Raw genomic sequence first — 22,738 nt, 5'->3', positions numbered from 1 at the left:
ATAGGTGGACGACTTTTAAGCCGCCCGCAGCAGGACAATCCAGCCGCTACCGTGGACTAATTTTGCACCGCCGTTCTCAATGCTTCCAGCAGGCGCTCTTCGACCTCGCGGGCACGACGAACCGTGCAGACCGGACAGGCCGATATAGAATCGCAGCGATAGACGCCCGACACGGATGCCCTGCGGTCGTTCATCGACATATGCACCGCGACGGCTTCGGCATTGAAGGCTGAAAAACCGCACCCACACACGGCGGGTCCACGCGAACCGTCGCCGGGCTTGAGCAGGCGGGCGATGCCTGAACGTAGGTCGTAGCGGGCTTTCGTCGTCGCGAGCGGCCCGGATTGCTCCTCGGAGTCGGACACCTCCAAAGGCTCCGCCACCTCCTGAGAGCAAAGAGAGGGAAACGGGATACCTCCACTCTCAAGACCCCGCCCCTGGCGGGGTTCTACGCGGCCTTTGGCCTTGCTCTGCCGGCTGTCGCCGGCCGGCGTGGTCACGACTGCCTCCGAAGGTCGGCATCGATTCGGGCGATCTCTTCCTCTTCGGTCGCCTCGATCGCGTCAAAGTCCGGCTCGCCTGCGCGCCATTCCCAATAATCTTGGTACGAGTCGAAATCGGAGGGCTGAAGGCGATAGCGTTCGTCGGTCAGAAATCCGGCGCGATGCTGTTTGACTTTTCGGGTATAATTCGTCACGATTGTTCATCCTTTGAAGATCACCCCCGCGAGGCCCTGGCAGGCCGATGACCGGGGGTGCATCTTAAGGATCGAACTAAATCCCTTATAAATCAAATGCTTGCGCCCGTCCCGACGATCCCGAAAATCGCGTGAGATGCGTCTGGATAGGGGCTACGTGCGCGCAGGTGGATGGGCGTATGGGGATACGAGTGGGGCGCGTTTGGCGCGCTGGTGAGACGCTATCCGCCTCTCAGCCACCCCGGCGATGGGGGATGTCTGAATCGGGCGATTTCGGCCCAAAATAAATTTAGGGCCCCAAAGGACCCCAAGTGCGCGCCAGGAACAGACACTATATCTAGTGGATCGTCTCGCCAGGGGCACAAGCGAGTTTTCGGACATACCCGAACAAGACTCGCTGACCGCCATCATCCTGGGCGGCGCGCTCTAGCTCGGCAGTGAGCGCATCAACGGCCCCGTCAAAAGGCAGGTCGCGAGACGGTTCGATGATCGTCGCCAAGATCGCCTCGGCCGAGGCGTGACGGACGCGGCAAGGCTCCATCCCAGATTCTTCGCAAAGCCATTCGAAACAGGCGTAGGCCCCGGCAGGCCCGTCGTCATCGACGACGTAGTACTCAAGGAGACGAGCCGGGTCCTCGCGGATCGTCCGGAAGATGACTACCTGCCGCGTGCGGCCTTCTGCTGCATCTTGTACCATTCTTTTGCAATCTCTCCCGTTGCCGCCGCGTCGAAAATGGCATCGACCTGGCTCGATAGCCGGAGCCCCGGCATCCCTTCTTCAAAACGCATCGCCCAGGTTTCAAAGCACCTGGCCCTGCGCTCGACCATGGAGTCCATGTAGGCCGAACCCCATGAGAGAGGAATCAGATGCCCGTCTATTTCGTCAAGTATTTTCTTGTCTAAAATCCTCTCTAACTGGTGCCATGCCTCATGATATGCGGTGGAAATCAAATAACCTGACCAACTATACAAGGATAGTGCAATCAATCCTTCATTTCCGAACGATCTTCCGCCCAGTTTAACGTAATTCTTCTCACTATCCCTCCGGCGAAGGAATTCTCTGCATGGATAGTCGTCGTATGTTGCCTCCGCGACCAAGGTTGGCGCGGCGATCACGGTAGCCCAAGGGGTTACACGGTGGATAACGCTGACTGCGTGGTCCAGAACGTGCCAGGCATCGGTCGGCACCGGGCCAGGCAGACCATAGGTCTCGGCACCGATAGACATGGGCGCCCGGACGACCTGGACGGGCTCGCCAGGGCGGAAAATACGGACCTCGTCAGAGAGCAATGAAGGATTAGGGACGAAATTCGGGTATCGCAAGCGGACACTCCGGAAGGCAAAAGGCGGAGGGCGGGTCAAGGGCTTGGCGCGGCCCGCAGCGTAGCGAGGACACGGGCCCTTGACGCGAAGGCAGCCGTCAGACCGTCCCGTTCCCCCGGTCAGATACATCTGACCGGGGAATGCCACCCGGCGAGGGATTTCTGCTTATCGACGCGGCCCGACCGTCGGCTCGAAACCGCGTTCGGCTTGCGCCTCGGCATATGCAGCGCGGATCGCGTCTTCCCGCGAGAGGCCCTCTGTGCGAGCCAACTCACGGGCGCGCTCGTAGATCGCGAGTTTCGCCTTCAAGGCTGCTTCCTCCCGGCGCAGACGCTCTCGGTCTTCCTCGGTGCGGGCTTCTGCTGCCCACCTCGCATGAAGCGCCTTTAGGTCAGCCTGGGCACGCTCGCAATGTCGAGCGAGAGCGGCGTCAGTGTCGGGCCGCACCGGTTCGGCGGGTGCATCGGACTGGGGAGCGGGGGCAATGCCGCCAGGTGCGGGACCGGCAGAAACATCGTCGTCGGGCCGGGCCGAACCGGCACCGCGCATAGATTCCGCCTGCTCGGCTTCCCATTTGGCGATCAACTTCGGGCTCGGCTCGTAACCCGCATATTCAACGCCTTCCCGCTGACATGCGAGCCACAGGCGCTCTTTGTCGCGTTCGGGCCAATCGCGGCCCGGGCCGCGAAGCGCCAGGGCCCCATCCCAATCATCGCGAGCTTTTTGCGCGATGGCGGCAAGTGCCGCGTCCGTCCGAGGACCATGTATATGTACCCGACGCCCGACATCATGAAGCCGGGTTCCATCCGGCAGCGCAACCCAAACACCGCGCTCGTCCTCGATCACATCGGGGTAACCGCGCTTGCGCCAGCCGTCGGCCAGCGTCTTGAGCTTGTCGTCCGACAGAACGGGGGTGCTGCGGATCGGCGCACCCGGCGCGGACACGGCCCCGGCCTCTTCTTCCAGGTGCTCGATAACAGAGCCATCGCCAGCGATGGCCTTGGCCATCTCAGGGGCGGTGTTCCCCCGGCCCCAGGTGCGCACCACGCGACAGGTGGCGGGATCGATCTCGATCCACGAGCCATCGGCACACATAATACGATGCAGGCGACCGGGGCGCTCGGCGGCCTTGATCATGCGGACGCGGCCGGCGAACGCGTTCGCCAGACCGGCGGCGAGGCCAAGCTGTTCCACAAGGAGCTTGGCCTTGTAGGCGACTTTCCGGGCGTCGTTGATGTTTGCGTCGGACATATGAAGGATTCCTTCTCTAATCCTAGCCGCCGCGATCCGAAGACGGATCCGCTGCACGGTGGAGATTTCGGCTAGAGCTTGACGGGCTCGCTCGAAGAGATCGACAAAGCTCCCTCGATCGTGGCCAAGCGGGCTTCGATCTTGGCGAGCAGTTCCGCGATCAACATGATCGGGTCTTCCCCGCTCCCCTCTTGCTCGTGCAGCAGGGCCAAGAGTGGATGGAGGGTCAGCACGTCCTGGTGCGTCGATTCCATTTCGATCATGAGCGGATGCTTCTGCGGTTCGGTCATTTCTCACGGTCTCCTGTAGACGGCGGATGGCGGCGACGGGCGGCAGGCGAAGCCCGGCAAGGGCGGCGCGAACCTCCCGCGCGCGCGGCGGCTCCGAACCGACGGCCCGGCACGCGGCTCGAAGCTCGCGGGCGAGGCTGTGAGCGGTGCCGGTGCTGTCCACGATGACGACGGACTCGGCGCCTTGCGCCAAGGCAAAGCCGGCCCGGGCCAGGGCAGACCGGAACGCATGGGAACTGGACGGCGGCCAGGCAGCGGCCAGGGTCGCACGCAAGTCGACGGCTGCGATTTCGGTTCGGGATTCGATGTGACGGCGTTGGGGCGAGAAATCCGAAATGCGGGCGGCGCGGGCCAGGTCGTAGTGCCTTGCCATCCATTCGGCGGCGGAGTGACCGTCCTTGATGAGAGCGCGGTAGATCGCTCCGGGGCGCGGGACCGGTGGGGGCGGCAATCCAATCTCGGCAGCGGTGATAACGGCGACTTTCTCGCGTCTTCTATAATCGTTGCGGAGGTCGACGACCCTCCCGTCGGGCTTGACCAGCGAGTACGCCAAGTGCGCGTGGGTGCGGCCAGCCTTGGTATGCAAAACGCCGCATCGCGGCTGCTCCCCAAGGCCAAATTCGGTTTCGAAGTGGTGCACGAAGGCACGAAGGGTGTCGGGGTGGTCCCAACCGACAGGCGGGTCAACATGAACATGGTAGACCGGGCGGGCGGTGCGTCCGTGCGCGGCACCTGCAACGAGGCCTCGCAACTGCCCGGCGAGGTCGTCAGCGGCAAGGTGACGGGGCTCGACAAGCCGGACCTGCTGCCCGCTTCTGCGGGAAAGCAGGTGCCGGGCGAGAGCCGGTCCGCCCTTTCCGCGAGTAGCCCCGGAAAGCACGTCATTTCATCCGCTCGATGATGACGGCGAGGTCGGCGGACTGGCGGCGGAGGTCGGCAAGGACCCTCTCGGCCAAAGCGTGGAAACTGCCATGGCCCGCCTCACGCAGGGCTTTTGCGAGTTGGACGGTTGCGCCGGCGCAACGGCCAACGCTGCCCGCCAACGTGGCGACGGCGGTAACGTCTTTGGGTGGAAGCGAGGTTCCGCCGCGCCGTGCCGCCGTCGCGTCAACCTGACCGAGGGCGGCGAGCACATGGCGCCGCGCGAACGCCGCCCGGCTGACGCCAGCGGCCCGGGCCGCCGCGTCTACATGCTCGGCCTCCGCCTGGGTGAGGCCGACATTGATCTGATGCGACAGACGGCGGTGCTGACTGGTGCTCATGCTCGACGGCCTCCTGCGGCGATTGGGCGGGGTTGACGGGGAGGGTTTCCCTCCCCTCGCCAGGTGGAGTCGGACGCGGAGCGTCTAGACACCATGCCTGGCTAACCCCGGTCTCTAAGCCAAAGGATCGGGTGCCAAGACTCTTTAGTCAAGATTGACGAACAATGATTTCTATTCGTTCGTCCAATGTTGACATGCCGCCAGCAGATCGGGCCCGACTGCTCGGTGCCGAGCACCATGTTCACAAGTTCGTGATGCCCTCGCCGGGCTGGCGTGCCCTCCGAACGAGGGTTCGGAGGGCTGCGCGACAGGGTTTTATCGGTGGTGGGCAGCGTCAAGCGGGCCGTGCCTCGCTGCGCTGCGGCCGCACCACCCCGCTGGACCCAGCCCGCCACCTCGCTGTCGTCCAAGCGGGCGCCGCCCCGTTCCAGAAAACGAAAGACCCCGGGTCCTGGGAACCGGGGTCTAGGATTATAGGGCCGCTGAATACGTTAGCTGATAGCCTCTGCCTGTGCGGGCGCATCCAGAACGGCAGGCAGGTCCATCAGGATAGCCTCCGCCTTCTGGTGGAACGCTTCGACAAGCTCTCGAACTTCGTCCTGGTCGTCGTGTCCGACCGACAGCTCATAATCTTCGTCGATGAGCGTATCGACGTAGAACTCGGTGATCACCTCGAAGCCGAGAATTTCGAGATCAACGACCATCGCGCCGAAAGCACGGCGAAACGCGGCGACGAGGTGGCCATGGATGCGCTGGGCATCGGGGTAGTCGGGATCATACTCGGCGTCTTCGTCGCCGCGCAGTGAATAGTAAGCCGCCGCCCCGGACGTGCAAAGGACCAACTTAGCAAAGAGGGGCGAGTTTTTTGTTGTCATGCGAGTACTACCTTTCTGTCGCCTAGGCGTCAGCAAGCGTTCGGGCCCATGCTCGAATTGGCTACTGCGACCTAATCCGCCCGCATGAGGGGCGGTACAGCCACACCTGAAACGAGGGTGGCGACATACCGGACGACAAGAGGTAGCAACTTGCCATCCTAACAGCCACCGTCTCGCCCAGAATTAGAGCCGGTGGCGACAATCCCCGCTTTCACGGGGGAACCATATGACACGAACGTCATGCATGGTGCATCCCCGCTTGCACGGGGAAATTTGCTAGCGCCTAAGAAGGAAACTCCGGTTCACACCTTTATTTCTGTTCTCTAAGCCGCTTACCCAGCGGTTCCGCCTATCCGGCGGTGATCGGCGCTAGCCAATTCAAGATGGGGGTAGCCCCGATTCTCGTCAACCCCTTGATTCTGTCGAATTTTATTCAAACTTTGTAGCGCGGCAGACGAGCGATCTCGCGGGCCATGACGTGAGCCCACAGGTCACCATACTCCTCTCCCACAGTTCGCGGGACATGGCCGGTGATAAGGTCCCGCACGTCGGCATCTATACGAACGTCTCGGCAAACGCTGTTGAACCTATGTCGCCAGCCATGATTTGGCTGCACGGCAGGGTCGTCAACGCCTATGTCGCGGACCCATGCAGCCAATCTTTCTCCGACTTTCTTATATTGCGGATTACCTCCCGATCCGCCGCGGTGTCGTGCCGGCTCGTAAAACAAATGCCGTCCCTTTCGGTTGGCGACGTACCCAAGAAAGCCCTGCTCGATCAGATGAGGATGGATTGCGACGTCCCGATACGAACCGTTCTTTACCGAACCAGCTTCTGGACTGATGCGCATGATCCAAATTTTTTCGCCACCGCTCTCGACCTGCACGATGTCGGACGCTCGAAGCTGTGTAAGCTCGTTCACACGCGCGCCGCTATAGCAACAAAGCCAGGGCACCCACCGACGCGCGCCCGCATACTCCGATGTTGTCCGGGGCGGCGGTTCGGTCATCGTCGCGCGAAGGATTGTAATTGCCTCGGCTTCGGTAAATCCTTTCTGCCTCGTCCTGACCTTCTTCGTTGCTTTAACCGTGATACCGGATGCCGGATTTGCAGAGACCCTTTTGTTGGCAACGCCGTAATTGAATACCGCCTTGAGGCAAGCAAGATGCGAGTTGCGAACGTGCCTGTTGCTCGCTCCGTCTGCGAGAAGCGCGTTCTTCCATCTCAACACGTCGTCTTCGGTGATACGGCGCATATCGTCGTGGCCGACGAATTTGACCAAGGCGGCGAAGATAGCCCGCCATTTTTTCTCTGTGCTCGGGGCGGTCTTGGCTTCGGATTGGTATTCGTCGAAGAGCTCCTTGGATGTAAGACCCGGCGCGGGAGCCTCTAGCTTCACCGGCTCGATCGCGGCAACCGGTGGAAACCGATCTGCGTCAGGATCATCTCGGTAGTCGCCCTGGGCATGTCGCGCCAGCGTTTGGTGTCCCTGCGCCAGGGCGCTCCCTACAGCTTTCCGGATACGCTCGAAACCGTCGCGGTCGACCAGGATGCCCCGCCCGGAAAGAAACGCATGAATGTCATCGTCATTGGCGGCCATGGTCGATGCCATAGCCTTCTGCTCTTCATACGGTCGCAGCGCCGCAAAAGCAGCCAAGCCCTCACGACCCAAGAGCCCATTTGTCTCCGCGTCGTCGTCATGACTTGGCAATGGATCATCGGTCCAGGCAGCGACCAATGTCCGGTAGAACTCACCCGCTATGGCGTGGGCCTGCTTATTGGTGATGGCCTGGACACCTTGGCGCATCCCAGCCCACTTCGCCTCGATCTCGGCGGCAACGGTCGCGTGGGCCGCCTTCGCGGTGGCCGGGTCTTTGGTTCCGAGACTGCGCTTTTCCTCGCGCCGACCGATTACGGCGCGCAAATCTTCGGGCACGGCCCGCCGATAATAATAGACGCCTGTGGTCGGATGCTTCCAGGGACGCGACACGCTCAAGACCATGTTTGTACCACCCGTTTGTACCAGCGGGGGCTTTACAAGTCCTTGATCTATCTTAATTTCCCGGATTTCCGGGCGTCTTGGGGGCTGATGGCGGAGAGGAAGGGATTCGAACCCTCGAGACAGTTACCCGCCTACGCCCTTAGCAGGGGCGCGCCTTCGACCACTCGGCCACCTCTCCGAGGCGGGTGGTAGCCCGTAAGAAGCACGGGTGGCAAGGCCTTTTTTTCCAAGAGGGCCCGATAGCGAAATTTTCCACATCGCCGCGCGCCCTCGCCTTCCCCGGAACCGCGGCGGCGTCCCGTGCCAGCCGCGCCTTGGGTATAATCCGTAACGCTTTGTGGCCGCCGATGTTACCGTTCCCACACATGCGCTGGCTGGAAGCAATCGGAAAGCGCGTCAATTGCACTTTAGGCTGATTGAGTCGCCCCCCTGCCCCATCGACGGTTTTCGCGGACCCGGCGCGTTGGTCGCCCGGGTCATTGTGGAGGAGGAGCAGTTATGGCTAGACGCTTGAGTTGTGGCATTACCGGTGCGATCGCGTTCGCACTCATGGCAGGCATATCTTCGGCCGCTGTCGCGGAAATGTCCTCGGCCGTCCGGTGGGAACAGCGCGAGGTTCCCGGCCTCGAGGACGCCGCCGAAATCATCATCGACCAGTGGGGCATCTCCCACATCTATGCCGAATCCGACAGGGACGCCTTGTTCCTGCAGGGCTATAACGCGGCCAGCGACCGGCTGTGGCAGATCGATCTGTGGCGCAAGCGCGGCCTGGGACTGCTGTCGGAGAATTTCGGCGCTTCCTATGTCGACCAGGACCGTGCGGCGCGCATGTTCCTCTATCGCGGCGACATGGACGCCGAATGGGCCGCCTATGGCCCCAATGGCCGGACCTATGCGGGAGCCTTCGTGGAGGGCGTCAACGCCTATGTCCAGCAGGTGCTGGATGGCGAACTGCCCCTGCCGGTCGAGTTCGAATTGACCGGCACCCAGCCCGATCTGTGGTCGGCCGAGGACGCCGTGCGCATCCGCAGCCACGGCCTCACCCGCAACGCGTCTTCGGAGGTCCGGCGCTCCCAAATCGCCTGCGCCGCCGACCTCGAGGCCGACGCCCTGCGCAGCCGGCTCGAACCGGCATGGGACCCGGCGATCCCGGAGGGGCTGGACCCCTGCGTCATCCCCCCGGACGTGCTGCGCGACTATCAATTGGCGACGCAAGGGGTGGAATTCGTCGCTCCCGAAGGCGATGTAGCCGGCCTCGACTACGACCAGTTCCTGCGCGCTACCCAGGACAATGTCGACCGGATCGGCTCGAACAACTGGACCATCGCGCCAGAGCGCACGTCGACCGGACGGCCCATCCTCGCCAACGACCCGCACCGGGCCCATGGTGCGCCATCCCTGCGCTATATCGTGCATCTCAATTCGCCCGACATGTCGGTGATCGGGGCCGGCGAGCCTGCCCTGCCGGGCATCTCGATCGGCCATAACGGCACCATCGCTTTCGGTCTGACCATCTTCGCGGTCGATCAGGAAGACGTCTATGTCTATGAACTGAACCCGGAAAACCCCAACCAGTACCGCTACAATGGCGAATGGGAGGACATGGAGGAAGCCACCGAGACCATCGCGGTCCGCGACGGCGGATCCCAGGACGTGACCATGCTCTATACCCGGCACGGCCCCGTGCTCCAGGTCGATGAGGAAAACAACCGGGCCTTTGCCATCCGCACGGTCTGGCTCGAACCGGGCACCTCGGCCTATTTCGGATCGGTAGACTACATGACCGCCCAGAACTGGGACGAGTTCTCCACCGCCATCGAGCGCTTCTCGACCCCGTCGGAAAACCAGGTCTATGCCGATACCGACGGCAATATCGGCTGGATCGTGGGCGCCATGACGCCGACCCGCGAGAACTGGGACGGGCTGATGCCGGTGCCCGGCGACGGCACCTATGAATGGGACTTCCTCGACAGGCAGGAACTGCCGGCCTCCTACAATCCCGAAAAGGGATGGTTCGCGACCGCCAACGAAATGAACCTGCCCGACGATTTCGACTATGAGCGCTGGCGTATCGGCTTCGAATGGTCCGATCCCTCGCGCTACCAGCGGATCGAGGAGGTGCTGACCGAAAACGATTCCGTAACCCTCGCCGATGCCATGGCCCTCCAGAACGACGACGTCTCCATGCTCGGGCGGCGTCTGGTCCAACTCGTCGCCGACATTGAGCTCGTCGATGGCGCGGATTCGACGGCCCAGGCAGCGCTCGCCCTGCTGCAGGATTGGGACGGTGCGGTGGAAGTCGACAGCGCCCCCGCCGTGGTGAGTGAATTGATGCTTCGCGGCCACCTCGGCCGGGCCACCGTGCAGCGCGCCGCCCCCGCCGAGGCGGTGAGCCTTATCGGCAATGGCAGCATCTCGAGCGTTCTGGCCCTGCTCGAAAATCCCGACGAACGGCTGGGCGACGATCCCGAAGCCGCCCGCGGCGAAATCCTGCAAGAAGCCTTCTCGGCCGCTGTCGAGGAAGCCATGTCTCTCCTGGGTGGCGCGCCCGAGGACTGGCAGTGGGGGGCGCTCCACAAGGGCTATTTCAAGAGCAACATGGTGCCGCTGCTGCATGAGCGCATGGTCGATCAGTACAATGTCGGACCGATCTCCATGGGCGGCGCCTCCAGCACGCCCCGGGCCGCAAGCTACAATGCCAACTTCGAAGTGACCTCGGGCGCCTCGTTCCGCATGGTGCTCGACGTCGGCAATTGGGATGCGAGCCGGGCCATCAACGCCCCCGGCCAGTCGGGCGATCCCCTGAGCCCGCATTATCGCGATCTGGCTCCGCTCTGGGCGGCGGGGGAATACATCCCGCTGGTCTATTCGCGCGAAGCGGTGGAGGCCAATGCCGCAAGGGTGCTGGAACTCAGCCCCGGCCAATGACAAACCTTGGAGCCGGCGAGACATCGCCGGCTCTTTCCCTTGCCCGACCGCCATCACCAGGAGCATCGGGAACAAGCCGCCCTTCCCCGGCGTTCAGAGCTCCATGCGCCATCTCGATCTCAGAAGCGGCAAGCCCGTCTGGCTGTCCTACAGAACAAGCAACGTCGCGGAACGACCGCTGGAAAAAGACATTTCCACCGAGATCCTGATTATCGGCATGGGCATATCGGGGGCGATGACCGCGGATCTGCTGACCGAGGCTGGCCATCAGGTGGCGATGATCGATCGACGCGGTCCCTCGCGCGGGTCCACCCCGGCCACCACGGCGCTGGTGCAATTCGAGATCGACGTGCCGCTGACAGTCCTCAAGCGAAAGATCGGCAGCGACAAGGCCATCCGCGCCTGGCGCCGGGCCCGGCTCGCGGTACAGAATCTCTCCGATCGCATAAACGAGATCGGCATCGGCTGCCGGCTGGTTGAGCGCCCCACCCTGTTCCTGGCCGGCAATCTCCTCAGCGGCACGGCCCTGCGTGCCGAGGCGGATGCACGCTCGGCGAGCGGCCTCTCGGCCCGCTATCTGACGCCGGCCGAACTCAGGGACCAATTTGGCATCGATCGCAAAGGCGCCATCCTCTCGCATGGAAACCTGGCCCTCGATCCCGTCAAGCTGACGGCGGGTTTGCTGCGGGCCGCTATCGGCCGGGGCGCGAGGCTTTACGCGCCCGAAGAAGCCGTCGCGGTCCATAATGGCCGCGACGAGGTGCGCGTCGATCTGCGCTCGGGGCGCCACATCAGGGCCAACACCGTCGTTCTCGCCACGGGATATGAACTGCTCGATCCCGGCCAGGACGAACGGCACCAGATTATTTCCACCTGGGCCATCGCGACCCGACGCCAGAAGGACCGGCTCTGGCCCGGCGAGGCGCTGATCTGGGAAGCCTCCGATCCCTATCTCTACCTGCGGACCACCCATGACGGCCGCGTCATCTGCGGCGGCGAGGACGCCGAATTCGAGGACGAGGCGAAACGCGACGCCTTATTGCCGCAAAAGACCGACCGCATCGCCGCCAAGCTGGGCAAGCTGCTGCCCCACATCGATCCCAGGCCTGAATTTGCCTGGGCGGGCAGCTTCGGAAACACCGCCACGGGACTGCCGCTCATCGGCCCCCTGCCCGGAAAACCGAGGCTGTTCGCGCTCATGGGCTATGGCGGCAATGGCATCACCTTCTCGCGCATCGCCGCCGAACGCATTCGCAGCCATCTCAATGGTGTGGAAGACACCGACGCCGATATCTTCGCGCTGTGATAGCGTTGCAGGAATAAGCGGTTAGCCTTTGGGCTTCACGTCGATATCGAAGTGCATGACGTCCTCACGCTGCCCGAGCTTGGTGTAGAGCGCAATGGCCGGGTTGTCGCCATAGTCGGCTTGGACATAGACGACCCACGCCCCGCGATCCGCGGCGATCTCGCCAAGATGCGCGATGAGGGCCGTGGCCACGCCTTGGCGCCGATGGGGCTCCGCGACCGCCAGATCGTAGATATAAACCTCCGAACGGGCTTGCTCGAACTTTTCCAGCTCATAGGCCACGAGGCCACCCACCAGCGTGTCGCCCTCCGAGGCGACCACAACGATAACATGCTCCTTGGCCAGCAGGCCCGTGAGATAGTCGTCGTCCGGCGGCTGCGCCGTATAGGTCTCGACATCATCGAACGCCGTACCGAACAGCGCGTTGAGGTGCCGCATTTCGGCAAGCCCCGTTCGGTCCAGCCGCCTTACCCGCATGGTCATCGCAAAGTCTCGTTTGGACGTGGTTGCGTGAAAGCCCGAAGATTGCCCCAAACAAGCATGCAACGCCATAGGCGGCCAGCCTATTTTCGCTTCTTGCGCTCCGCTTCAGTCGGGTGGCGTTCGCATGGCCGGGAACGGGAGATCAGTGGCATGCTCCTTGTGGGTTCTTTCAGATCTCACCGCCGAGCGCTCAGCCTGCTCGGTCTTGTGGACATGCCCGTCCGCTCCTCGCCAGGTCAGGGCGTCGCTATCGGGTTCATGCTGCGGCAGGTCCTTGGCAATCTTGTCGTTCATCGCGCGTACCTCCTCTGGAGGGGATAACGCCCGAAGTGGCGTTTGAGTTCGCCTCTATCACCGTTGCTGGATTCCCATCGCCGTCAGGCCCGCAACAGGGTGGGCCCCACAACCTCCTGCATGGCCACATAGGTGTGATATTCGAGGACGGTGGGGTCGTCGTGGAACATCTCTTTGGCAAATTCCGCATAGTCCGCCATGCTGGCGATCCGCAGATGGACGACGAAGTCGGCGCCTCCCGTGACATAGGAAGCGTGCCGAACCTCCGGCCGCGCTTGAAGTTTGCGCGCGAAGTCCTTGTAAGTGCGCGATCCCTGGTTGATCGAGACGAGCACATGCACCGACATCGGCACGCCGAGAATCGCGGGATTGACGATGGCGACATCGACCGCGATGACCTTTTCGGCCCTCAGGCGGCGCAGTCGCCGCAGCACCGCGCTTGGCGAAAGCCCCACGCGCTCGGCCAGAACCCGGGCCGGCGTCTGGTTGTCCCGCTGCACCTCCCTGAGCAGCGCGTGGTCGAAGCGGTCCAGTGCGACGTTTTTCGCCATATCGATCCCGAAATGCGCTGTAATCAGTCGCAAGATAGCAAATTTCGGCCAAAAATGCCAGCAATCTGGAGGCAGGATAGGAGGCTGAGGACGATGCAGCGAGAGGAAAAGGTCTCCAGATGAGCACGAGGAACGACGACATCATAGCCCGGATGCTTCACCATCGGGCCTCCACCCTTGATGGCGGCGAGCCGGTCCCCGCCCCCATCGCCATGGCCAGCGTCTATATGCTGCCCGGCACCATCGACGTGCCGCATCAGTATGGCCGCTTTTCCAACCCCACATGGGACGCCCTCGAAGAGTCCCTGTCCATCCTCGAAGACGCCGAGAGCGTTGCTTTTCCCTCGGGCATGGCGGCGATTGCCTCGGTCTTCACCGCCCATCTCTCCGCCGGTGATCGCGTTCTCCTACCGAGCGACGGCTATTGGACCACCCGCGCCTATGCGGAAAAATATATCCGGCCCCATGGCATAGAAATCGACTACTGCCCCACCGGCGAATATGGGGCACGCGACCTGTCCGGCTTCGCCATGGTTTATATCGAGACCCCGTCCAATCCGGGCCTCGATATCTGCGACATCGCGGAAATCGCTGCGCGGGCCAAATCGGCCGGGGCGCTGGTGGTCGTGGACAACACCACGATGACGCCTCTGGGCCAACGCCCGTTGGACCTCGGCGCCGACATCGTGCTCGCCTCGGACACCAAGCATGTCAGCGGGCATTCCGACGTGCTCTCCGGCCATATCGCATCGCGCAACAGCGCGCTGATCGGCCCCATCCGCGAATGGCGGAAGTTTTTCGGGGCCATTCCCAGCCCCTTCGATACCTGGCTCGTCTATCGCGGCCTGAAAACCCTCGACGTGCGCTTCGACCGCATGTGCGCCACTGCCGAGACCATCGCCAACCGCCTCGCCGACCACCCGAAAATTGCGGCCATCCGCTTTCCGGGCCTCGAAACCCACCCTGCCCATGCCCTGGCCAGGCGGCAGATGACGCGGTTCGGCAGCGTGCTGGGGCTGACCTTCTCCGACGCGGCCACGGCGGAACGCTTCATCGCCGAGTCGCGCTTCATCGTGCCGGCCACGAGCTTCGGCGGCGTGCACACCTCCGCCGAGCGGCGCGCCCGCTGGGGTGACCAGGTCGCCGAGGGCTATGTCCGCCTTTCGATCGGCTGCGAGCCGGCCGACGCCCTGTGGAGCGACTTCGCCAGCGTTCTGAACGCCTTGTAGCGGAAAGGCACGGATTGTCATTCCCGTGCCTTTCGACCAATCTGCCCTCAAAGCATTGCGCAGCCCCGGGCTGTGAAGGAGGGCATCCTGCGTTTCATCGACTTCACGTCCTGGCAGAGCATACTCGGCACCGTTTTGGGGCTGGCGCTGTTCGCGCTCATTGGCATCGGCATCCGGCTTCTGGTCATGATGACCATCCAGCAGCGCCAGCAGCGCATGAACCGCCAGATCAACGAGCGGCTGAAGACGCTGATCGCGGCCTACAAGGTCTTGGGCGGCTCGTTCACTGGCAATCTCACCGTCGATCCGACCCATTTCCGCGACCTCAAGATCGAGGACGACCCCGAGGCTCCGGAAACCGGCGAGATGCCGCGTCTGTCGCCGCAGATCAGCAGCACCATAGCCGAACGCAAGCGCCTCGTGCGCGATGCGGTCGAAGCAGCCCTGTCGGATATCTTGCTGCTCGGAACCGAGGAACAGGTGCGCCTCGCCAACACCGCCGCGCGCGAACTGCTCGCCGGCAACCGTGTCCATACCCATGAGCTCGTCGTTTCGCTGCGCGATTTCATCCGCAAGGCGCTCGATCTCGATCCGATCCCGGCCGATATCGAGATCGCCATGCAGGGCCCCTCGCGCCCCTCAGGCTCCAGCGGTCGCGGTGGAAGGGGTGGCGATGGCGGTGGCCGCGGGGGCGCCGGCGGAGGGGGTATGGGTGGTGGCGGTGGCGCCGGAGGAATGGGTGGTGGCGGAGGCATGGGCGCACCGGCCGAAACCGATGCGACACGACCCCGCTGAGAGCGCTTATCCCAAACGGGCTTGCCCCCATGGAGGAACCGCTTCGGCGCTGGAGGCGTTTCCTCTCCACACACCGAAAAGGAGATTTCGATGAACCGCGATCAGATGGAAGGCAATTGGAAGCAGTTTACCGGCAAGGTCAAGGAACAGTGGGGCAAGTTCACCGATGACGACCTCGACGTCATCGCCGGCAAGCGCGAACAGCTCGAAGGCAAGATCCAGGAGCGCTACGGCAAGACCAAGGATGAAGCACGCCGCGAAGTCGACGACTGGTTCGATCGCAATCAGTGGTGACCCCTAGGTCACGCACAAAAAAGGCGGCACCAACAGTGCCGCCTTTTTTCATGGGTTATTTGGCGCGCTGGTTGAACAGAACGCCCTGCGCGTCCTTGTCGTCGGCCAGGGCCACCTGATCTTCCTCAGGCAATTGGAGCGCCAAGCCGCGCTCCACGGCGGGACGGGCTTTCAGGCGCTCCTGCCAGGCTGAGACATTGGGGAATTCGGCAAGATCCATCCCCTGCTTTTCCCACCCCAGCGACCAGCTCAGCGTGGCCATGTCGGCGATGGAATATTCGCCGGCCATATAGTCCTGTCCCTCAAGCTGGGTATTGAGCACGCCATACAGCCGGTGCGTCTCGTTGACATAGCGGTCAATGGCATAGGGCAGCTTTTCGGGAGCGTATTGCTTGAAGTGATGGTTCTGGCCGAGCATGGGGCCGAAACCGCCCACCTGCCAGAACAGCCATTCGTCGACCTTCACCCGCGCCCGGGCGTCGGTGGGATAGAATTTGCCGAACTTCTCGGCGAGATATTTGAGGATGGCGCCCGACTCGAACACCGAAATCGGCTGGCCGCCGGGTCCTTCCGGATCGACGATGGCGGGAATCTTGTTATTGGGAGAAATCGCCAGGAACTCGGGCTTGAACTGGTCTCCCTTGCCGATGCGGATCGGATGCATCTTGTAGGGAATCCCCAATTCCTCGAGCATGATCGAAACCTTGTGCCCATTGGGGGTGGGAAAATAATAGAGATCGATCGGTTGGGTCTGTATTGTCATGGCGACTCCTTTGTGCCGGGCCGAAAAGCGATGCCGGCCAACTCATCGTAATTTTACGATCAATTCAACCCCCGGTAGCGCCGGCCCCGTTGGGGGCCGGCGCGGGGATGATCAGTTCCGCCGGGTGATCACCATATGCGGATCGCCGTCACTGGTTCGGCTGGGCGAAATGCCGTCGCGGCTGACAGTGGCGTTGACCCGCTGGCGATAAGCCGAAAAGCTTTCGAACGTCACCACGTCGACGGGTTCGTCGAACTGCACGGTAAGGCGGAACATGTCCCCCGCCCCCAGGGCCGCGACACCGATGATGGTGCCGGTAAAGGGCTGCTTGAGATAGACGCCCTCGATCCTCTGGCTGACGGCAAACACCGGGCCACGGGTCATCGGCAGGACGCCGGCGGCCGTGTTCCAATCGCGGAATCCATGGAACCGCGCCACCATCTCGAGCGACTGGGCATGGGATATGGGACGACCGGCATCGACCTGGGCAGTGCGGTATTCGCGCGCCTCAGTCTTGAGATCAGTCGTGGTCAAATGGGATGCAGGCTTGCGCATCGTCTTGTCTCCACGGCGGATTTCGTCTTGGGTGTCCGCATTGCCAAGCACCGCCAAGAGTTGGGACGATGTTTTGCAGGTCACGCGGCCCGGAAATCCGGGTTGGCGTGGAAGACTTCACCTTGGAGCATGGGCTCCGCGGACGGCCGGCGCTTCAACCAAGGGCGGAGATAGGCACGCGCGGGCAAAAAGTCAATTGCATTGCCACCATGCGGAAAATGCATGCGAGATGCTGGTCCGGGCGGCGTTTCCGGCTATGGTCGCGGCAAACGACGCTCTGCTGGATTCACCGTGACCTTTCTATTGCTGTTCGCCGCCGGACTGCTCGGCGGAATCATCAACTCGCTCGCCGGTGGCGGCTCCTTCGTTATTTTTCCCGCATTGCTGTTCGCCGGCGTGCCGCCGGTGCTGGCCAATGCGTCCAACACCTATGCGTGCCTGCCCGGATATGTGACCGGCGCCATCGGCTATCGCCGGCACATACGGCCGTACCGGAACCGGTTGCTGCTCTATTCAATCCTCGGTCTCGTCGGCGGCTGGCTCGGCTCCGAAGCCCTGATACGGATGTCGGACGCGCAGTTCTCGGGCACCATCCCATGGCTGATGGCCTTCGCCGTGACGATCTACGTCTTCGGCCAGAGGATCAATCGCTTCCTCGCCAGCCGCTCCACCGGATCGAAGCGGGCCGCACGGGCCGGCGCGATGGGGATTTCGCTTCTGCTGCTGGCCATCAGCTTTTACGGCGGCTTCTTCAATGCAGGCCTGGGCATCGTGCTGCTGGCCTGGCTGGCCCTGGCCGGCTTCGACGACGTTCACGCCATGAACGGCCTCAAGCTGCTGATCTCCGCGGTGATTTCTGTCATCGCCATAGTGCGGTTCGCGGCGACGGGCTCGATCGCGTGGGTGGAAGGATCGGTCGCCCTGGCCGGGGCGATGGCGGGTGGTTTCGCCGCCGCCTATTTCGCCCATCTGGTGCCGGCAAGGGCTATCCGCGGCTTCGTCATCGTCTACGGGATCGGGCTGACGGCCTATTTCTTCTGGAGCACCTATTCCTGATCCGGGGCCAGCAGGCCGGGATCGAGCGCTTCGATGGCACATTGATTGGTGAGGCCGATCAGCAGCGCTTCCTGCTCTGGGGTCCGTTCGCCGGCTTCGAGGATGGACCACAGATCCTCCGCCTCGACGCGGTCGAGCGCGCAGGCGCAATAGGCGGTGCAATAGGCCGCATCGCCCGCGCTGTCGCCACAGCTCGCCTCACAGCTTGCCACAAAGCCCTCGGCGCGGCGCGCATCGGCAGTGCCGGTCGCCGCCGAAAGGGCGGTAAGCGCACCGATGAGGATCGGCTGGTGCAGCAGATAGATGATAAGGCTCCAGCGGCCCAGCCTGGCCAATAGCGCGCCGATCGTCTCCTCGGCCCTGTATCTGGCCATCGTGGACGCCAGCCCCGAAGCCAGTGCCCAGCGCGTTGCGGCGATGCCGGCCAATGCGACGCCGAACCAGGGAAACAGCGGCACGAGGTCCTCGCTGGGCGGCGGCACGTCCCACAGGCCGATCCACGACCAGAGCTTTTCGCCAAACACCGGCGACTGCACGAACAGCGGCAGGCCGATGATCACCACGGCCAGCACCGCAACGAGCGCAAGCGGCAGGCGCAGGAAGGCCAGTCCCATGAGCCCGAAGGCGGCAATGGCGTGCAAGACGCCGAAATAGACGAAGGTCTGGGACGAGAAGGCGAACGTCCCGATGGTCACCAAGAGCGCCGCACCGGCGATGAAGGCAAAGCGGCGCCAGAACGCCGGCCAGCGGATCGCGGCGCCATGGGCCAGCACCAGCGACACGCCGGTCAGGAAGATGAACGTGCCGGCGATCGCCTTCTGGAACACCACCCAGGGCAACGATTGCGTGGGATCGAAGGCAACGAACCCCAGATAGGCGAGATCCCAGGTGAAATGGTAGATGATCATCGCCACGATGGCGACGCCCCGGGCAACGTCGATGGCAGCAATCCGCGAGCGCGTGGTGGGCGAGAGCGCGGTCACGACGCCGACGCCCTGATCCAGACCGTCGCGTCGTGGAAGGCCGCGCCGCCGAACGGCTTTACCGGATCGGACCCGATAAGGGTGTTGATCCCCCTGCCCTTGCGGTGCGCCTTGTGGGGATGCACGCCCTCCGCCACCACGACCCCCCTTCTCAGGCCGTCGAACAGCCGCAGGGTCAGTTCCACCTCGCCGCGGTGATTGCCGATGGTGACCGGCGCGCCATCGGCAAGACCGAGCGCCGCAGCGTCTTCCGGATGCACCAGCAGCGAGGGAGGCCCCTCACGCTTCCTTGTGCCGGGGGTTTCCCCGAAGGTGGAATTGAGGAAGGTCCGCGCCGGCGAGGTCGCGAGGCGAAACGGCACCTCGGGCGTCGCCGGCTCGGTCCAGTCGCAATAGGAGACCACATCGGGCATGTCCGAAGGCTCGCACACCCATTCGACCCCGCGCTTGATGCGGGTGGCTTCCCAATCGGGGTGGAAGCGGAAGCGGCCATCGGGCCAGGCGAACCCCTCCTGATAGCGCGCCTTGTCGTCCGGCAGGGCCCGGTCGACGAAACCGGTTTCCGCGATGGCGTCGAGATCGCCATATCGCGACCGCGCGAACACCGCCGCGACCAGTTCGCGGTCCGTCTTCTCGCTGACGGCGGCTTCGGCGCCCACCCGTCTGGCGATCTCGTTGATCACGAAATGGTTGGGCCGCGCCTCGCTCGGCGCATCGATGATCTTGGGCCCATAGAGCACGCGCGTATGACCGCCGCGCGTGTAATAGTCGTTGTGCTCGACGAACATGGTGGCGGGCAGGACGATATCGGCCATCTGCGCCGTTTCGGTCATGAACTGCTCGTGCACCACCGTGAATAGGTCCTCGCGCTCGAACCCTCTGCGGGTCAGCGCGTGATCGGGCGTCACCACCATGGGATTGGTGTTCTGGATCAGCAGCGCCTTGACCGGACCGCCCGATGCGAGCGCTTGCGCGTCGCCGGTGAGGATCGGGCCGATGCGGCACATGTCGAGGGTGCGGACCCCCGGCTGCTTGAGCAAGGGACGGGTGATCTCGGACTTATCCAGCCGCCACGTGCCCGAATTGGAGTGCAGCGCCCCGCCCCCGCGATGGCGCCAGGCGCCGATCATCGCCGGAAGGCACAGCGCCGCGTGCATGTTGGTGGCGCCGTTGCGCTGGCGGGCGAACCCATAGCCGAGCCGGAAGAAGCTGCGCGGGTTTTCCCCGATCAGACGGGCAAAGGCCTCGATCTCGTCGACCAACAGCCCGGTGATCTGGGCGGCCCATTGCGGATCGGCGGCACGGATATGGGCTTCGGTGGTGGACGAGAAGTCGGTGTGCGAGGCAAGATAGGCGCGATCGGCCAGCCCGTCGCGCAAGAGCACATTCATGACCCCCAGCGCCAGGGCGCCGTCGGTGCCCGGCCGGATGAGCAGCGGCATGTCGGCCTGCTCCATGGTGCCCGTGCGGTAGATATCGACCACCACGAGCTTCGCCCCGCGCTCGCGCCGCGCACGGATGGCATGGGTCATGACGTTGATCTGGGTATTGACCGGGTTGGTGCCCCAGATGACCACGCAGTCGCTTTCGGCCATCTGTTCGGGATTGGTGCCGGCCAGAAATCCGGTCCCAGCGACATAGCCGGTCCAGGAAATCATGGTGCAGATGGTGTCGTACTGGCCCGAATATCCCTTGGCATGGCGCAGTCGCTGGATACCGTCGCGCTGCACATGTCCCATCGTGCCCGCGTAATAATACGGCCAGATCGCCTCGGGTCCGTATTCGGCCTCGATCTCGAGGAAACGCCGTCCGATGGTGTCGAGCGCCTCCGCCCAGGAGATGCGCTCGAACTGTCCCGAACCCTTGGGGCCGGTCCGCCGCAGGGGATGGAGCAGCCGGTCGGGATGATGGGCTCGCTCGGCATAGCGCGCCACCTTCTCGCAGATGACGCCGGCCGTATACGGGTCGTCCCGCGCCCCGCGCACGCGGCCTATGGTGCCCGAATCGAGCACCTCGATATCCAGCGCGCATGTCGAGGGACAGTCATGGGGACAGGCAGTCCGCGCAATGCGGCGGACGAGCGGTTTGTTCATAGGCGAGGCTCGATCGTTTCGCGCGGATACTATGCGCCGCGCCCCGCCCTGTCAGCCGGTTGCGCAAGAAAAAAGCCGATCCAGGCGGCAACAGCCTGGATCGGCTCATTGGGCCGAACCTCGAAAGGAGAAAGATTCGACCTATTCGGCGGCCTGCGGCTCGGCCTTGGCCGGGCCGGATCGGCCCTGGCCGGGCTGGCGGTCCGAGAGGGGGATCTCCACCAGGAACCAGCTCAGGATAAACGCCACCACGGCGGCGCCCGCGGCGACCAGATAGATGGGATGCAGCGCCGAGACATAGGCTTGCATCATGGCGGCCTGCTCGCCGGCCGGCATCGCCGCCAGCGCCTCGGCCGCGAAGCCCGCCGTGCCCTCGGGATGGCCGATGGCCAGGGTCTCATAGGCCAGGCGGTTGGCGAAGATGGCGCCTAGGATCGCCACGCCGAGCGACCCGCCGATCTGGCGGAACATCTGCGCGCTGGCCGTCGCCACACCGAGCACCGTATGGGGAACGGCGTTCTGGATGGCGGTCACCCCCACGCTCATCACCGGCCCGATGCCGATGCCGACCAGCAGCATGTAGAACATGACCAGCAGGAAGGGCGTATCGACGGCGAGGGTCGAGAGCAGCAGCGCCCCCACCACCAGGATGGCCGTCGAGACGATCGGCAGATGCTTGTAGCGCCCGGTGCGGGAAATGAAGATGCCCGAGAGCATCGACGACCCCATGAGGCCGATCATCATCGGCAGCAGGGCGAGTCCCGCCTGGGTGGGCCCGAAGCCCTGCACGATCAGCAGGTAGGAGGGCATATAGGTGATGGTGCCGAACATCGCCGTGCCGACGATGAACCCTACCCCGTTCGAAACCCGGAAGGCATTGTTGCGGAACAGCGACAGCGGCAATATGGGCTCGGCGGCGCGGCGCTCGGCGAAAATGAACCCCACCAGCGCAAGGACGCCGACCACCGGCAGGATCAGGGCCTCCGGGGCCAGCCATGGCAGGATCGTCCCGCCGATCGAGGTATAGATCACCAGGGCCGAAAGCGCGGTGGTGAGCAGGATGGCGCCGGCGAAATCGATGCTGCGCTTGACCCCGCGCGTGCGCGTTTCGAACGCGACGGCGATCACGGCGAACGCCACCAGCCCGACCGGGATATTGACCAGGAACAGCCAGCGCCAGTTGAGCATTTCGACGATCAGTCCGCCCAGCAGCGGCCCGACCACGGTCGAGACGCCGAAAACGGCGCCGAGATACCCCTGCACCTTGCCCCGTTCGCGCGGCGACAGCACGTCCCCGACCGCCGCCATCGCCGTGACGATCAGCCCGCCCCCGCCGATTCCCTGGATGAAGCGGCAGAACACCAGCATGGCGAGGTTCACCGACATGGCGGCGATGATCGACCCGACAAGGAAGATGGCGATACCGGCCTGCAGCATCACCTTGCGGCCATACATGTCTCCCAGCTTGCCGAAAACCGGCGCGGAGACTGTCGCCGCCAGCAGATAGCCGGTGATGGCCCAGGAAATGTGCTCGATACCCCCCAAATCGCCCACGATGATCGGCAGCGCCGTCGAAATGATGGTCTGCCCCAGCGAGGCAACGAGAAGGGTGGCCACGACCGCGCCCAGCACCAGCTTGACATTGGTGGGATTGGCATCGGCCGCCGGCTCGAGGTGCGACATGGAAGGCTCCGGAAACAAAACGTAC

At 63.7% G+C, this 22,738-nt stretch carries 23 protein-coding genes, 1 tRNA gene and 1 pseudogene; 6 read left to right on the top strand and 19 right to left on the bottom strand.

Features of this window, described 5'->3' with window-relative positions:
• Window positions 1-56: 56 nt before the first annotated feature.
• The 11 genes and pseudogenes from DVH29_RS16165 to DVH29_RS04975 all read right to left on the bottom strand — a co-directional run bounded on the left by DVH29_RS16165 (window position 57) and on the right by DVH29_RS04975 (window position 7,878).
• Window positions 57-500 carry a hypothetical protein gene (locus DVH29_RS16165; RefSeq protein WP_147276001.1) on the bottom strand — a complete coding sequence of 148 codons (444 nt, stop codon included), beginning with the start codon at window positions 498-500 and terminating at the stop codon, window positions 57-59.
• A complete protein-coding gene (locus DVH29_RS05020; protein ID WP_114645055.1) occupies window positions 497-697 on the bottom strand; it encodes a hypothetical protein in 201 nt (66 codons plus the stop codon). The genes DVH29_RS16165 and DVH29_RS05020 overlap by 4 nt, the downstream gene beginning before the upstream one ends.
• A gap of 337 nt (window positions 698-1,034) precedes the next feature.
• The gene (locus DVH29_RS05015; protein ID WP_114645054.1) at window positions 1,035-1,394 is read right to left on the bottom strand and encodes a hypothetical protein; all 360 of its coding nucleotides are present in this window, start codon (window positions 1,392-1,394) and stop codon (window positions 1,035-1,037) included.
• The gene (locus DVH29_RS05010) at window positions 1,355-1,924 is read right to left on the bottom strand and encodes a hypothetical protein (protein WP_147276000.1); all 570 of its coding nucleotides are present in this window, start codon (window positions 1,922-1,924) and stop codon (window positions 1,355-1,357) included. The genes DVH29_RS05015 and DVH29_RS05010 overlap by 40 nt, the downstream gene beginning before the upstream one ends.
• Before the next feature lie 261 nt (window positions 1,925-2,185).
• A complete protein-coding gene (locus DVH29_RS05005) occupies window positions 2,186-3,271 on the bottom strand; it encodes a hypothetical protein (RefSeq protein WP_114645052.1) in 1,086 nt (361 codons plus the stop codon).
• Window positions 3,272-3,342: 71 nt separating this feature from the next.
• On the bottom strand, window positions 3,343-3,561 hold the full coding sequence (locus DVH29_RS05000) for a hypothetical protein (protein ID WP_114645051.1): 219 nt from the start codon (window positions 3,559-3,561) through the stop codon (window positions 3,343-3,345).
• A 514-nt stretch (window positions 3,562-4,075) separates the two neighbouring features.
• Window positions 4,076-4,441 (bottom strand): annotated as a pseudogene (locus tag DVH29_RS16785) (relaxase/mobilization nuclease domain-containing protein); the annotation flags it as partial.
• 1 nt (window position 4,442) lies between these two features.
• The gene (locus DVH29_RS04990; RefSeq protein ID WP_114645049.1) at window positions 4,443-4,823 is read right to left on the bottom strand and encodes a hypothetical protein; all 381 of its coding nucleotides are present in this window, start codon (window positions 4,821-4,823) and stop codon (window positions 4,443-4,445) included.
• A gap of 491 nt (window positions 4,824-5,314) precedes the next feature.
• The gene (locus DVH29_RS04985; RefSeq protein WP_114645048.1) at window positions 5,315-5,698 is read right to left on the bottom strand and encodes a hypothetical protein; all 384 of its coding nucleotides are present in this window, start codon (window positions 5,696-5,698) and stop codon (window positions 5,315-5,317) included.
• Between the two features lie 433 nt (window positions 5,699-6,131).
• Window positions 6,132-7,700, bottom strand: a complete 1,569-nt coding sequence (locus DVH29_RS04980; protein ID WP_114645047.1) for a DUF6538 domain-containing protein — start codon at window positions 7,698-7,700, stop codon at window positions 6,132-6,134.
• 88 nt (window positions 7,701-7,788) lie between these two features.
• Window positions 7,789-7,878 (bottom strand) — tRNA-Ser (locus tag DVH29_RS04975).
• A gap of 404 nt (window positions 7,879-8,282) precedes the next feature.
• Here DVH29_RS04975 and DVH29_RS04970 point away from each other — a divergent pair.
• Together DVH29_RS04970 and DVH29_RS04965 are read left to right on the top strand one after the other, a co-directional pair.
• Window positions 8,283-10,628, top strand: a complete 2,346-nt coding sequence (locus tag DVH29_RS04970) for a penicillin acylase family protein (RefSeq protein ID WP_245944881.1) — start codon at window positions 8,283-8,285, stop codon at window positions 10,626-10,628.
• 103 nt (window positions 10,629-10,731) lie between these two features.
• Complete coding sequence (locus DVH29_RS04965) at window positions 10,732-11,934, top strand: NAD(P)/FAD-dependent oxidoreductase (RefSeq protein WP_114645045.1); 1,203 nt, start codon at window positions 10,732-10,734, stop codon at window positions 11,932-11,934.
• 21 nt (window positions 11,935-11,955) lie between these two features.
• On the opposite strand, the gene DVH29_RS04960 is transcribed toward DVH29_RS04965, so the two are convergent.
• The 3 genes from DVH29_RS04960 to DVH29_RS04950 form a co-directional block, all read right to left on the bottom strand.
• Window positions 11,956-12,417, bottom strand: coding sequence for an AAC(3)-I family aminoglycoside N-acetyltransferase (locus DVH29_RS04960; RefSeq protein WP_114645044.1), 462 nt, complete (start codon window positions 12,415-12,417; stop codon window positions 11,956-11,958).
• Window positions 12,418-12,522: 105 nt separating this feature from the next.
• Window positions 12,523-12,711 carry a hypothetical protein gene (locus tag DVH29_RS04955; RefSeq protein ID WP_114645043.1) on the bottom strand — a complete coding sequence of 63 codons (189 nt, stop codon included), beginning with the start codon at window positions 12,709-12,711 and terminating at the stop codon, window positions 12,523-12,525.
• Window positions 12,712-12,794: 83 nt separating this feature from the next.
• Window positions 12,795-13,262 (bottom strand): Lrp/AsnC family transcriptional regulator, encoded by a 468-nt coding sequence (locus tag DVH29_RS04950; protein WP_114645042.1) that lies wholly within the window; start codon window positions 13,260-13,262, stop codon window positions 12,795-12,797.
• Between the two features lie 119 nt (window positions 13,263-13,381).
• Between DVH29_RS04950 and DVH29_RS04945 the strand changes: the two genes are divergently transcribed.
• The 3 genes from DVH29_RS04945 to DVH29_RS04935 all read left to right on the top strand — a co-directional run bounded on the left by DVH29_RS04945 (window position 13,382) and on the right by DVH29_RS04935 (window position 15,580).
• On the top strand, window positions 13,382-14,491 hold the full coding sequence (locus DVH29_RS04945; protein ID WP_114645041.1) for a cystathionine gamma-lyase: 1,110 nt from the start codon (window positions 13,382-13,384) through the stop codon (window positions 14,489-14,491).
• An 84-nt stretch (window positions 14,492-14,575) separates the two neighbouring features.
• The gene (locus tag DVH29_RS16485) at window positions 14,576-15,286 is read left to right on the top strand and encodes a hypothetical protein (protein ID WP_199562526.1); all 711 of its coding nucleotides are present in this window, start codon (window positions 14,576-14,578) and stop codon (window positions 15,284-15,286) included.
• Window positions 15,287-15,376: 90 nt separating this feature from the next.
• Window positions 15,377-15,580, top strand: coding sequence for a CsbD family protein (locus DVH29_RS04935; protein ID WP_114645040.1), 204 nt, complete (start codon window positions 15,377-15,379; stop codon window positions 15,578-15,580).
• A gap of 55 nt (window positions 15,581-15,635) precedes the next feature.
• Here DVH29_RS04935 and DVH29_RS04930 read toward each other — a convergent pair whose 3' ends face one another.
• Both DVH29_RS04930 and DVH29_RS04925 read right to left on the bottom strand, forming a co-directional pair.
• Window positions 15,636-16,343, bottom strand: a complete 708-nt coding sequence (locus DVH29_RS04930) for a glutathione S-transferase N-terminal domain-containing protein (protein ID WP_114645039.1) — start codon at window positions 16,341-16,343, stop codon at window positions 15,636-15,638.
• A gap of 111 nt (window positions 16,344-16,454) precedes the next feature.
• Window positions 16,455-16,877: a glyoxalase superfamily protein gene (locus DVH29_RS04925; protein ID WP_439331612.1), complete on the bottom strand. Its 423-nt coding sequence runs from the start codon at window positions 16,875-16,877 to the stop codon at window positions 16,455-16,457.
• Window positions 16,878-17,189: 312 nt separating this feature from the next.
• On the opposite strand from DVH29_RS04925, the gene DVH29_RS04920 reads away from it, so the two are divergent.
• The gene (locus tag DVH29_RS04920; protein ID WP_114645038.1) at window positions 17,190-17,954 is read left to right on the top strand and encodes a sulfite exporter TauE/SafE family protein; all 765 of its coding nucleotides are present in this window, start codon (window positions 17,190-17,192) and stop codon (window positions 17,952-17,954) included.
• Here DVH29_RS04920 and DVH29_RS04915 read toward each other — a convergent pair.
• The 3 genes from DVH29_RS04915 to DVH29_RS04905 form a co-directional block, all read right to left on the bottom strand.
• On the bottom strand, window positions 17,945-18,937 hold the full coding sequence (locus DVH29_RS04915) for an acetyltransferase domain-containing protein (protein WP_114645037.1): 993 nt from the start codon (window positions 18,935-18,937) through the stop codon (window positions 17,945-17,947). The genes DVH29_RS04920 and DVH29_RS04915 overlap by 10 nt on opposite strands.
• On the bottom strand, window positions 18,934-21,030 hold the full coding sequence (locus tag DVH29_RS04910) for a molybdopterin-containing oxidoreductase family protein (RefSeq protein WP_114645036.1): 2,097 nt from the start codon (window positions 21,028-21,030) through the stop codon (window positions 18,934-18,936). Before DVH29_RS04910 ends, DVH29_RS04915 begins: the two co-directional genes overlap by 4 nt.
• 141 nt (window positions 21,031-21,171) lie before the next feature.
• Window positions 21,172-22,713, bottom strand: coding sequence for an MDR family MFS transporter (locus tag DVH29_RS04905; RefSeq protein ID WP_114645035.1), 1,542 nt, complete (start codon window positions 22,711-22,713; stop codon window positions 21,172-21,174).
• Between the last annotated feature and the right edge of the window lie 25 nt (window positions 22,714-22,738).

This window comes from Pelagibacterium lacus, assembly GCF_003345525.1.
Taxonomy (GTDB): domain Bacteria; phylum Pseudomonadota; class Alphaproteobacteria; order Rhizobiales; family Devosiaceae; genus Pelagibacterium; species Pelagibacterium lacus.
Note: the sequence above shows the minus strand (reverse complement) of the source record. Positions and strands in the feature narration are given on the sequence as shown.